The organism is Blastomonas sp. AAP53 (assembly GCF_000331245.1).
Lineage (GTDB): Bacteria > Pseudomonadota > Alphaproteobacteria > Sphingomonadales > Sphingomonadaceae > Blastomonas.
Genome location: NZ_ANFZ01000008.1, coordinates 35,183 through 46,757 on the forward strand (window position 1 = coordinate 35,183; position 11,575 = coordinate 46,757).

9 protein-coding genes are annotated in these 11,575 nt (G+C 64.5%); 4 read left to right on the forward strand and 5 right to left on the reverse strand.

What is annotated here, in order from left to right; translation table 11 throughout:
• Window positions 1-183 precede the first annotated feature (183 nt).
• Window positions 184-552: a PRC-barrel domain-containing protein gene (locus D618_RS17915; RefSeq protein ID WP_040370367.1), complete on the forward strand. Its 369-nt coding sequence runs from the start codon at window positions 184-186 to the stop codon at window positions 550-552.
• 182 nt (window positions 553-734) lie between these two features.
• Complete coding sequence (locus D618_RS0106655; protein WP_017670719.1) at window positions 735-1,316, forward strand: YqaA family protein; 582 nt, start codon at window positions 735-737, stop codon at window positions 1,314-1,316.
• Window positions 1,317-1,321: 5 nt separating this feature from the next.
• Here D618_RS0106655 and D618_RS0106660 read toward each other — a convergent pair whose 3' ends face one another.
• Together D618_RS0106660 and D618_RS0106665 are read right to left on the reverse strand one after the other, a co-directional pair.
• A complete protein-coding gene (locus tag D618_RS0106660; RefSeq protein ID WP_017670720.1) occupies window positions 1,322-1,762 on the reverse strand; it encodes an acyl-CoA thioesterase in 441 nt (146 codons plus the stop codon).
• A gap of 19 nt (window positions 1,763-1,781) precedes the next feature.
• Complete coding sequence (locus tag D618_RS0106665; protein WP_017670721.1) at window positions 1,782-2,936, reverse strand: acyl-CoA dehydrogenase family protein; 1,155 nt, start codon at window positions 2,934-2,936, stop codon at window positions 1,782-1,784.
• 273 nt (window positions 2,937-3,209) lie between these two features.
• Between D618_RS0106665 and D618_RS0106670 the strand changes: the two genes are divergently transcribed.
• Window positions 3,210-4,394: a hypothetical protein gene (locus tag D618_RS0106670; protein ID WP_017670722.1), complete on the forward strand. Its 1,185-nt coding sequence runs from the start codon at window positions 3,210-3,212 to the stop codon at window positions 4,392-4,394.
• Between the two features lie 123 nt (window positions 4,395-4,517).
• Here the strand turns inward: D618_RS0106670 and D618_RS0106675 are convergent, their stop codons facing one another.
• Window positions 4,518-5,297, reverse strand: a complete 780-nt coding sequence (locus D618_RS0106675) for an enoyl-CoA hydratase (RefSeq protein WP_017670723.1) — start codon at window positions 5,295-5,297, stop codon at window positions 4,518-4,520.
• A 311-nt stretch (window positions 5,298-5,608) separates the two neighbouring features.
• Between D618_RS0106675 and D618_RS0106680 the strand changes: the two genes are divergently transcribed.
• Entirely contained in the window at window positions 5,609-7,873 is a 2,265-nt protein-coding gene (locus D618_RS0106680; protein ID WP_017670724.1) for an NADP-dependent malic enzyme, read from the forward strand.
• Between the two features lie 13 nt (window positions 7,874-7,886).
• On the opposite strand, the gene D618_RS17920 is transcribed toward D618_RS0106680, so the two are convergent.
• Together D618_RS17920 and D618_RS0106695 are read right to left on the reverse strand one after the other, a co-directional pair.
• Entirely contained in the window at window positions 7,887-9,911 is a 2,025-nt protein-coding gene (locus D618_RS17920) for an ATP-binding protein (RefSeq protein ID WP_017670725.1), read from the reverse strand.
• Between the two features lie 203 nt (window positions 9,912-10,114).
• Entirely contained in the window at window positions 10,115-11,563 is a 1,449-nt protein-coding gene (locus tag D618_RS0106695; RefSeq protein WP_152414578.1) for a DUF4403 family protein, read from the reverse strand.
• Window positions 11,564-11,575 lie beyond the last annotated feature (12 nt).

Below are 11,575 nucleotides of genomic sequence, written 5' to 3' on the forward strand. Positions count from 1 at the left end.
ATGCGCAAAACAGAAGCCCGTCGGCGGGGCACCCGGGCTTTGCGACCAGTCGAGCAACGCTTTGCCCGCTCATCCCTTGATACCATGCTGGCCGGGCCGCCCCCCAACCGCCTCTTGGTCCGGTCAGCAGCCTCGAACCCCATCAGGGGCTGGGCACAGGCGGACAGGCAAGAGGACACAGACATGCATGACAGCACGCTCGAACGCGGCCAGGATACGATCTCCAGCGACCGCGTTGATGGAACCGCCGTCTATGGCGGCGATCGCGAAAAGATCGGATCAGTCACCAACATGCTGATCAGCAAGCGCGAAGGCAAGGTGACCGATGTCATCGTGTCGGTCGGCGGCTTTCTCGGCATCGGCAGCGAACTTCACAGCCTTCCCTGGTCAAAGCTGACCTATGACACCGATCTGGGCGGATATCTGGTCTCGGTGACCGCAGACCAGCTCAAGAACGCGCCGAGCTTCTCGGAAGGCGAGCGCGACCGCGCCTATGATCGTGAATATCAGACCAGCGTTTACGATTATTGGGCAGTCAAGCCCTATTGGTAAGGCATTGGTCCCACCAATGCCATGACGGGCCGGTGAGTCGTAAGGCTCACCGGCCCGTTTCGCGTCGGCGTGGGCGTGGGATAATGCCTTGCGTTGCGGGCAGCGCTGGTCTTAAGGGACGCGGCGCGCGCCCGTTGCATCCGGTCAGGAGCAGCGATGCTCACTGAAGGTTCTGGATCCGGATGCTGAAACGGCTTTATCACTGGACGCTTGCCAAGGCGGCGCATGAAAAGGCGCCCTACTGGCTCGCTGCAGTCAGCTTCATCGAATCAAGCTTCTTCCCGATCCCGCCCGATGTGATGCTGGCACCGATGTGCCTGGCCAAGCCCGAAAAGGCGTTCCGGTACGCGCTGATCTGCACGATCGCCTCGGTCATCGGCGCGCTGTTCGGCTATGCCATCGGCTATTTCCTGTTCGAGACGGTGGGAATCGCCATTCTGGACTTCTACGGGCTGGGCGAGAAATTCGAAGCGTTCAAGGTCAGCTTCAATGAACAGGGCTGGTTGATCGTGCTGCTGGCGGGTTTCACCCCGCTGCCGTTCAAGGTGATCACCATCGCTGCCGGCGCCACCGCGATGCCGCTCTATATCCTGGTGATGGCCTCGGTCATCGCGCGATCGGCGCGGTTCTTTCTGGTCGGTGCCCTGTTGTGGAAGTTCGGCCAGCCGATGCAGGACTGGATCGACAAGCATTTTGCGCTCGCCACCAGCGTTGTCGGCGTGCTGTTCGTCGGTGGCTTCGTGGCGTTGAAGTTCGTCCTCTAGACCGGTCAGGATCCCGGACGCCGGACCAGCAATTCCTCATAACGGCGGCGCAGTGGCTCGGGGATCGGCTTGGCGCCAGTCTTGTCGGTCAGCACAAGAGTGGAGACGCAGGTCGCCACGCACACGCCCTGCTGGAAGGCGGCGGAATAAATGTCCCAGCTCGATGAACCGATGCGACCGATGCCGCTCATCACCTCGACCGGATCGGGGAAATGCGCCTCTGCGACATAATCGATCGCTACCGATGCGATCAGCCAGCGCTCGCCGGGCTGGCGGCGTTCCAGCCCCAGATTGCGGTTGAACCGCACCCGGCCATTCTCGAATAGCGCCGCCATCGCGACATTGTTGATATGGCCGAGCGGGTCCAGATCCTGGAAGCGCGTTTCGGTAACGGTGCTGAACGGATAGCTTTCCGGATCGCGCTGCCAGGATTCTGATCTGGGCATAAGGGGTTCCGGTCGCGCCTCAGAGCGAGCGACCGATGAGCTCCTTCATGATTTCGCTGGTACCGCCGAAGATGCGCGTCACGCGTGCACCGCGCCAGGCACGGGCGATGGGATATTCGTTCATGTAACCGGCGCCGCCGTGCAGCTGCAGGCACTTGTCCATGACTTCCCACTGCAGTTCGGTGTGCCACAGCTTGGCGGCAGCGCCTTCGACTGCGGTCAGTTCCTTGGTCGCGTGGCGGTTCAGGGCCCAGTCGAGATGCGCCCAGCCGACCTGCAGCTTGGTCTTGAGATCGGCGAGCACGAAACGGGTGTTCTGGAAATCGAACACCGTCTTGCCGAAGGCCTTGCGGTCCTTCACGAAGGCGACGGTATCGTCATAGGCCTTTTGCGACGATGCCATCGCGCTGACCGCGATCGACAGGCGCTCCTGCGGCAGTTCGCTCATCAGGTAGATGAAGCCCTTGCCTTCTTCGCCCAGGCAGTTGGTCATCGGCACGCGCACGTCGTTGAAGAACAGCTCCGAGGTGTCGGCGGCGTCCTGGCCGATCTTGTCGAGGTTGCGGCCGCGGGCAAAGCCCTCGCGATCGGCTTCGACGAGGATGATCGACACGCCCTTCCAGGCGGGCTGCACTTCGGTATCGGTCTTGGCGCACACCAGGATCAGGTCAGCGTTCTGGCCGTTGGTGATATAGGTCTTCGATCCGTTGATGACGTAGTGATTGCCATCCTTCTTCGCGGTGGTGCGGATGCCCTGAAGGTCAGATCCGGTGCCCGGCTCGGTCATCGCGATCGCGGTGATCGTCTCGCCCGAAACCAGGCGCGGCAGCCACTTCTGCTTCTGCTCTTCCGAACCGTACTGGACCAGATAGTTGACCACGATGTCCGACTGCAGCGAGAAGCCGAGCGGCGATCCGCCGAAATACGCGGCTTCCTCGTTGACGATGGCGTTGTAGCCGAAGTCCAGGCCCAGGCCGCCATATTCTTCAGGAACGGTGGGGCACAGCATGCCGAGTTCACCGGCCTTGGGCCAGATTTCACGTGGAACAATCTTTTCCTCGTCCCATTTCACCGCATTGGGCGCGACCTCTTCCTGCATGAAGCGGCGAACGGTCTGGCGAAACGCCTCGTGATCGGCATTGTAGGCGGTGCGGGCTAGGGCATCGAGCGACATGGGTTCTCTCCGGTGGATGTCTCGGCCGTGCGATTCATGCCGCGCGGCGACGGGGAAGGTCTAGCGGCGCGTTTACGCGAACGTCAACCGCTATTTAATCGCTTGGTTAAAATTGGGAAATTATGTTGCCTGCGCGCGGCCCATCTTCACGCCCCTTCCCGGAAGACTGGCGATATCGGATGTTGTGACGCAATCTATCGGCTGTTATCTTCGAAGCGTGGTGTTCAGGACATAGTCCGGATTCACGTCCGGCCATTTGCATAGGTGCAGACAATGGTCCCATTTCATCTTGCAGGATTATCCCTGCTGCTTCTTGCATCCGCCGCCGACGCGCAGCAACCTCGCCCGCTGGAGCGAACCGAAATCGTCGTGGTCGGTGCCAGCCTCGCCGATCTTGAGGCAGACGTCGCTCGCTGCCAGTCCGGCGGCTGCTCGGTGCGCGAGGACGTGATCGCCTCGGTCCGCTATGCCGAGGCGCAGTTTCGCAATGGCGACTATCTGGACGCCCGCAATGTGCTGGGAAGAGCTGTGGCGCGCACGAAAAGGGATGCCGACAGCGATCCACTGGCCGTGGCAGAACTGCATACCGCGCGCGCTACCGTGGCGTGGCATTATGGTGACCAGCGCGAGGCTCTGCTCGCCACGGAAGCAACCACGCGTCTGCTCGACCGCCATGCTCCGCAATCGTCCAACGCGCTGATGGCACGGATGCGGATGATCAGCGCGCAGGCAGCGATGTTCAGCATCGGTTACAGCACCAACCGGCTGAAGCAGCTTGCAGACGATGCGCGCGCTGCCAACCAGCCGGTGATCGCGACGCGTGCAGATCTGGGGCGGGCAGCGCTGCTCGACCAGAGCGGTCGCCACGAAGAGGCGCAGGTGCTGCTCGCAGCGGTGCAGACCAGCCCGCCATCCGGCAGCGAAGCCGCCGGGCTCGCAGCGAAGATCCTCGCCGCCCGGCTGAAGGCGCGGCGCGGCGAGCCGGAGGTCATCGAGGCGCTGATTGCCGCGCTGGACTCCGGTCATAAGCGGCAGGGTCCGATTCTGGTTTGGTCCCCTGAAATTCCTGTTCCCACAGGAACCGGCAGCGCCCTTGTCATGTCGGAGAGAGGCCTCCAAGTGCGCTCATCGGATGTTATTGGACTGCGCTGGGTCGACATTGGCTTTGCGATCGGTGCCGATGGCAGGGTCGAGGATGTCGAGGTGCTGCGAGGATCGCCCAACCCAAGCTGGAGCAAGCCCCTGCTCACCATGATCGGGCAGCGGCGCTATACGCCGTCGGCCGAGCCTGACGATCTGGTGGGTCGCTACCGTGTCGAGCGATATACACTGACCGGCGAATTCACCGTCCCGACAGGTTCGTTGATCCGTCGCCGCGCCATGAACGTCAGGTTCGAGCAGCTGGATCTGACCGTCGCGCCGCCGCGCCAGGCCGTACCGCCCGTCGCACCCAGCTAGCGCCTGCCAGGCGCGCGGCTGGCATGGCGCGCAAGCCTATGCTGCGCGGCACGTGTTCTGGTCTGGCGAAGCGTTTGCGCGAGCATCCACCGCCATCAGACGGGCTGCTTGCAATCAGAGCGCTCAGCCCTGCGAGCGGCCGCGCGCCATCACCGCCTGCCTGGCCTGCTCGACAGCCTCTGGCGCAACCTGCGTATTGGCGGCAATCGACCGTTCGGCTTCGAGCGTCATGCCCTCGCCAAAGGGCAGCGCAAAGCCATCGTCGATCAGCGCCTTGTAGGCCGCTGCCATGGCCGGATCGATGCTCGCCATGTCGCGCGCCAGCGCCATGGCGGTTGGCAACAGCGCATCAGCCTCCACCACCCGGTTGACCAGCCCCCAGCGCTCCGCGGTGGCAGCATCGAGGAAATTCCCGGTTAGCGACAGTTCCTTGGCACGCGACAGGCCGATCATCCGCGACAGCTTCTGCGACAGTCCCCAGCCGGGCATGATGCCGACGCGGGCATGGGTATCGGCAAAGCGGGCGTTGGTCGATGCGATCAGAACGTCGCAGGCCAAGGCCAGTTCGAAGCCGCCGGTGATCGCCACGCCATTGATCGCGCCGATCACGGGCTTGGCACATTGCTCCACCGCCCTGACCGGGTTGTCGCGCGGATCGGTGGCGTTGGCCGCGCCCAGCCCGGCCGTGCTCGCGCCCAGCTCCTTGAGGTCCAGCCCGGCGGTGAAGGCGCGGGTGCCTGCGCCGGTGAGAACCACCGCGCGGACCGTATCGTCGCTGGCGACCGCCAGCATCGCCTCGGCCAGCTCCACCCGCAGCGCAGCCGACAGCGCGTTCATCGCTTCGGGGCGGTTGAGTGTCACGACGGCGACACCGTCGGCGATCTCGATCAAAATCAGCGGCATGAAGGCTCCCTGTGCCCGGCAGATGGCCAAGGCTATCGGGCGCGGTCGTTATCGGCAAGGGCTTCGGGCGCGTTGCCATGCGCGCAAGCCGCAGGCGCCCGGCACCGTAGCGGCACCCCAGGTGCAGGACAGGAAACCCGCAGAGCATGCTGCGCAACATAAAAGGGGCGCAAAAGCTTGCCCAAGCCCGTCCGGCAAGGCTATGCGTTGCTTCAGGGGCGTCTTCAACCAATCAGGCCGGAAACCGGCGCGAAGATAGCGAAAAACCACCAGCGGCCGCAGCAACGCATCCGCCAGACAAGGGCCTGTCGATGACCGAGAAGACCAACGTCCAGTTCACCGAGCGCGAGGCGCTGTACTTCCACTCTTCGGGACGTCCCGGAAAAATCGAGATCATCGCCTCCAAGCCGATGGCGACGCAGCGCGACCTGAGCCTTGCCTATTCGCCGGGCGTTGCCGTGCCCGTGCGCGCCATCGCCGAAGACCCGTCCAAGGCCTATGATTACACCGCCAAGGGCAATCTGGTCGCGGTCATCTCCAACGGTACCGCGATCCTGGGCCTCGGCAATCTCGGCGCGCTCGCCTCCAAGCCGGTGATGGAAGGCAAGGCGGTACTGTTCAAGCGCTTTGCCGACGTCGATTCGATCGATATCGAGGTGAACACCGAAGACGTCCAGCGCTTCATCGAATGCGTCGAGCTGCTCGAGCCGACCTTCGGCGGGATCAATCTGGAAGACATCGGCGCGCCCGCCTGCTTCATCATCGAACAGGCGCTGAAAGAGCGGATGAACATCCCGGTCATGCACGATGACCAGCATGGCACCGCGATCATTTCCGCCGCCGGTCTGCTCAACGCCTGTTATCTGACGGGCCGTGATTTTGCCGATGTGAAGATGGTGGTCAACGGCGCGGGCGCGGCTGCCATCGCTTGCACCGAGCTGATCAAGGCGATGGGTGTGCGCCACGACAACGTGCTGATGTGCGACCGTTCGGGCGTGATCTATCAGGGCCGCGACGATCTCGACCAGTGGAAGTCGGCGCATGCCGCCAAGACCGACCGCCGCACGCTCGAAGAGGCGCTCGATGGCGCGGATATCTTCCTGGGGCTTTCGGCCGCCGGGGCGTTGAAGCCCGAAATGGTGATGAAGATGGCGCCGCAGCCGATCATCTTCGCGATGGCCAATCCCGATCCGGAAATTACCCCGCCCGATGCCAAGGCCGCTCGCCCCGATGCGATCATCGCCACCGGCCGGTCGGATTATCCCAACCAGGTCAACAACGTGCTGGGCTTCCCGTTCATCTTCCGCGGCGCGCTCGATGTGCGTGCGACGGCGATCAACGAGGAGATGAAGATCGCGGCCGCCAAGGCGATCGCCGAGCTGGCGCGCGAACAGGTGCCCGAAGAGGTCGCTGCGGCCTATGGCGGCGCGACGCAGAAGTTCGGCGTCGATTACATCATCCCCGCGCCCTTCGATCCGCGTTTGATGGAGCGGGTCTCGGCGGCGGTGGCGCAGGCGGCGATGGATACCGGCATCGCGCAAAAGCCGATCGAGGACATGGCGGCCTATCGCCATTCGCTCAAGAGCCGCCTCAACCCGACCACGGCGGTGCTGACCCAGGTGTACAGCGATGCCCGCGCCAATCCCAAGCGCGTGGTGTTTGCCGAGGCCGAAGAGGAAGTGGTGCTGCGCGCCGCGATCCAGTTCCGCGATGGCGGCTATGGCACGCCCGTGCTGGTCGGCCGCGAACAGCGGGTGCGCGACAAGCTCAAGGAACTCGCGGTCGACGATCCGATGGCCTTCGAGGTGCACAATTCGGTCAACTCGCCTCTGGTGCCGCGCATGGTCGATGTGCTGTACGAACGGTTGCAGCGGCGCGGCTACCTCAAGCGCGACGTCAAGCGCATGGTCAACCAGGACCGCAACATCTTCGGCTCGGCGCTGCTGCATCTGGGCGAAGCGGACGCAATGCTCACCGGCATCACCCGCACCTTTGGCCAGTCGATGCGCGAGATCCGTCGCGTGCTCGACCCCAAGCCGGGCGAGACGCCGTTCGGTATCCATGTCATGGTCGGCAAGAGCCACACCGTGTTCCTCGCCGACACCACGGTCAACGAACGGCCCAATGCCGAGGAACTGGCCTGCATTGCGGAAAACACCGCGCATGTCGCGCGCAGGCTGGGGCACGAACCGCGCGTTGCCTTCCTGTCGTACTCGAATTTCGGCAATCCCTCGGGGCGCTGGCTGGACAATATCCGCGACGCGGTGAGCATCCTCGACCAGCGCGGGGCAACGTTCGAATATGAAGGCGAGATGTCGCCCGATGTCGCGCTCAACCCCAAGCTGATGGCCAATTATCCGTTCTGCCGTCTGTCGGCACCGGCCAATGTGCTGATCATGCCGGGGCTGCAATCGGCGAACCTCTCGGCCAAGCTGCTGCGTGAGCTGGGCGGCGATGCGATGATCGGGCCGATGCTGATCGGCATGGAAAAGCCCGTGCAGATCGCGGCGATGTCATCGACGGCAGGCGATCTGCTGACGCTGGCGCTGCTCGCCTCGGCAGGCGTGGTCGGCTGATCGGCTGAAAGGATCAGGCAGCTGGGACGGCGGACAGCATCCGCCGGACCAGCGCCACCAGGTCATCGGGCGCAAACGGCTTGGTGATCAGCAGGTCGTGCGGGCAGCCGCTTTCCAGCGCACCGCCGGCATAGCCCGTCATCAGCACGATCGGGATTTCGGGCCAGGCGCGGTGCACCTCGGCTGCGAGCGCTCTGCCGTCCATGCGCGGCATGGTGATGTCGCTCAGCAGCAGGTCGGGCCGTGGTTCTGCTGCGCGCATCATGTCCAGCGCCTGCTGGCCATCCTCGGCCTCGACCACCTTGAACCCCGCCTCCTGCAGCACATCGCAGACATGCGCGCGCAGCGCGGCATTGTCTTCGGCCAGCATGATCGTGCAACCAGCGCGGCAGGTGTCCTCGCCATCGCCGCGCAACACGCCCTGCGCCGATGCATCCGCCGCATCCTCGGTCACCGGCAGCCACAGGCTGAGCGTGGTGCCTTCGCCCGGCGCGGTCTTGAGCGTGACGAAACCGCCTGACTGCACGACAAAGCCCTGCACCTGGCTGAGCCCCAATCCGGTCCCCTTGCCGATGTCCTTGGTGGTGAAAAACGGCTCGAAGATGTGTTCTGCCACATGCGGCGCGATGCCCGATCCGGTGTCGTCGACGCAAAAGCGGACATAGCGGCCCGGCGGGGCATCGTAACCGTCCGCCAGATCCTCTGCATCACGGTGCGCATTGGTGGCCTGGATGGTGATCGTGCCCGGCTGATCCATCGCATCGCGGGCGTTGACGACCAGGTTCAGCAGCGCGTTTTCCAGCTGGCTGGCATCTACGGTGATCGGCCACAGGCTGTCGGGGCATTCGACGTTGAGCGTGTGCCGCTCATCGAGCGCCTGCGCCGCGAGCGGCTCCAGATCGCGGATGAGGTCTGCGGGCTTGATCCGCGTCGGGGTGAGCGACTGGCGGCGGGCATAAGCGAGCAGCCGCTGCGTCAGATTGGCCGCGCGGCCGGCACCATCGCGCGCGTTGGCAATGGCCGCATCCGCCCTGTCGATCTGGCCCGATGCAATGCGCTTTTGCGCGATATCGAGATTGCCCGAGATGATGGTCAGCAGGTTGTTGAAATCATGCGCGATGCCGCCGGTCAGCTGGCCGATCGTTTCCATCCGCTGGACCTGCGCCAGCTGCGCTTCCGCCGCTCGGGCGCGGGTGATGTCGCGCGCGATGCCGAAGATCAGATCGCCCTCGCGTGCCAGGCTCCAGCTGGCGAAGATCGGCTGCCCATCTCGCCCGCGCATCTCGCGCTCGACCTGAACGTCGCTCTGCCCGCTCGCCAGCTGCACCTGCGCGCCATCCTGCGGATCGGCAAAGAACGCACTGATATGCGTGGTGCTGTCCGCAGGAACCGGCCCGAATGCCTTTTCCCAGGCCGGGTTGCCCGCTACCAGCACGCCATCGGTCGTGGTTATCAGCATCATGTCGAGCGATGAATCCCACAGCCGGTCGCGCTGGTCTGCAGCCAGGTTTGCGGCGAGCTGCTGGTGAATCAGCTGCTTGCGCAATTCCAGCAGGGCTGCAACCTGCCGCGCCAGTGCTGCCAGCATCGATGCGCCGTCAAAGTGCGTTCGCGGCTGGCTGTCGGACAGGCAGATGGTGCCCAGCGCATAGCCTTCGCCATTGATGATCGGCGCGCCGGCGTAAAAACGGATGTGCGGCGGCCCGGTCACCAATGGATTGTCAGCAAAGCGCGGATCTTGTGCGGCATCCAGCACCACCATGACTTCGCTTGTGCGAACGGCATGGTCGCAAAAGGCGATCGAGCGAGGGCTATGGTTCAGGTCCAGCCCTTCGGACGCCTTGAACCACTGGCGTTCTTCCTCGACGATCGAGATGAACGCGGTCTCGCAATCGCCAATCGCCCGAGCCAGCGCAACCAGATCGGCATACAGGCCGTTGTCAGTCTCGTCGGGACAGAGCTGATAGGCGCGCAGGGCGGCAAGCCGTGCGGGCTCGTCATCGCTCCTGAAATTGGTGTGACCGAGATTGAGCAGCATGGACCCGTTCGCTTGTCTGGCGGCTTTCGCGCGCCTTGCCTAGCCGCCCATATAGGCCAATGATGCGCAAGCACCAGAAGTCTGGCGGTTTTTGTGGGTATCAGGATCGAAATTGCAGCGTATTTCCGCCAGATGCCGGAATATGGCCATGGCGCGCGGACCATCGGGCTGACCCTGGCCGAACAGCTCAAGCACGCCAGCCGTTAAGGGACGATGGTGACGCTCGCGGTGCCGCTCGCCCAGACCGGGAGGTAAAGGCCTGCGCCGGCGGCCTGAAGCTGGCCGGTTCTGGCGCGCTTGAGCTGGGCGTGGATGATGACGTCGCCTGCGCGCTTGGTTTCGATGGCCTGGTCGATCTTGCCGAGCAGCTCGGCATAATCGCGCTCGAAATTCTGGACGAGCATCTCGGCGATCATCGCCGCGACGCCGGGCGCGTTCATCATGTCGAGGATCAGGTCGCCGCCGGTCATGTCGGTGGTGCCGGTCACACCAAAGTCGGAAAAGCCCACCCGGCGCGAATCTGCGGCATTGACCGGTTTGCCGGTCATCCACACCGTGCCCGAGGTCGGTGTCCTGCTGCCGCGTTCCTGCGCGGAGAATGTCAGCCCCACGGCGATCCGGCCATCCGTGGTGCCGTAGAGGGTCGCCGCCTTGAATTTTGCATCGACCGGCTCCAGCCCCGGCACCACAAAGGGGCGGCGCGACCGCTTGCGCAGCGCCCGGATCAGCACCGGCTCGAGCGCGCGATAATCGGCGAACACCGGCAGGAAGAACGACAGCTCGCCGGGCTGCGCATCGAGCGGCTGCATCGGCGGCAGCGCTACCGGTGCACGGGGCCTGGGGCGGTGGCCGACAAAGGTTTCGGTCAGCGCGCGCATGCCCAGCCGCAGCCGCAACCGCCCGTTCACGACCTCATAGCCGCCGTACTGCAGCTGGCGCGGGGTGATGCGCATCCACACCTCGGGGTTGCGCTCGTTGAGCACGACCGAGGTGAAGGCGCTGGCCCAGGCCTGTTCGACCTGGCTCTGGATGCCGATGCGGCCCAGTTCGCCGGGCAGGTCGCGCTCCAGCCGGGCAATGACCGGGGCAAGCTCGCGCTCGGCAGGCTCGGTGAGCACGATGGTCTGTCCCAGAAATTCGACACTGGGTTCGGCCAGCCAGTCATAGCTCAGCTTGACGGTCCCGCGCGGGGTCCAGTCCTGCTCCAGCCTGATCCGGACGATGGCGTGCGCCATGGCCTTGGCGGTGGCGGTCTCGCGCTTGAGCACGCCGCCGATATCCTCGGCACGGATCACCGCGGTGATCGGGAACGAGAAACGCAGCTCCTTGCCTGAACCCGCCACGCGGATCGGCCCGCGCGTCACTTCGCCGACGATGTCGCACTTGATCGTCGGTGTCTTGAGCCTGGCGATGCCCAGATCGACGGCCTTGCTCGCGACGCAGGTCTGCTGCGGCTCGTTGATCCGCCACAGCTGGCGCGGCACGCGGCGTTCGAGCGCGCGCGCCAGGTCGCCCAGCTCTGCCTCGACCGGCACCGAGACCAGAGAGGCCTGCGGCTTGATGGTGATGGCATCGTCGGTGCGCGGCGGGCGGCCCTGGTCGCGAAATCCGCCGCACCCCGTCAGCAGCGCTGCCGCCAGCAGAGTGAGCATGAGGGGAAACGG

Bases quoted from the DNA above. Each gene is read 5' to 3' on its own strand.
- D618_RS17915 (WP_040370367.1), top strand. From the start codon at position 184: ATGCATGACAGCACGCTCGAACGCGGCCAGGATACGATCTCCAGCGAC.
- D618_RS0106655 (WP_017670719.1), top strand. From the start codon at position 735: ATGCTGAAACGGCTTTATCACTGGACGCTTGCCAAGGCGGCGCATGAA.
- D618_RS0106660 (WP_017670720.1), bottom strand. From the start codon at position 1,762: ATGCCCAGATCAGAATCCTGGCAGCGCGATCCGGAAAGCTATCCGTTC.
- D618_RS0106665 (WP_017670721.1), bottom strand. From the start codon at position 2,936: ATGTCGCTCGATGCCCTAGCCCGCACCGCCTACAATGCCGATCACGAG.
- D618_RS0106670 (WP_017670722.1), top strand. From the start codon at position 3,210: ATGGTCCCATTTCATCTTGCAGGATTATCCCTGCTGCTTCTTGCATCC.
- D618_RS0106675 (WP_017670723.1), bottom strand. From the start codon at position 5,297: ATGCCGCTGATTTTGATCGAGATCGCCGACGGTGTCGCCGTCGTGACA.
- D618_RS0106680 (WP_017670724.1), top strand. From the start codon at position 5,609: ATGACCGAGAAGACCAACGTCCAGTTCACCGAGCGCGAGGCGCTGTAC.
- D618_RS17920 (WP_017670725.1), bottom strand. From the start codon at position 9,911: ATGCTGCTCAATCTCGGTCACACCAATTTCAGGAGCGATGACGAGCCC.
- D618_RS0106695 (WP_152414578.1), bottom strand. From the start codon at position 11,563: ATGCTCACTCTGCTGGCGGCAGCGCTGCTGACGGGGTGCGGCGGATTT.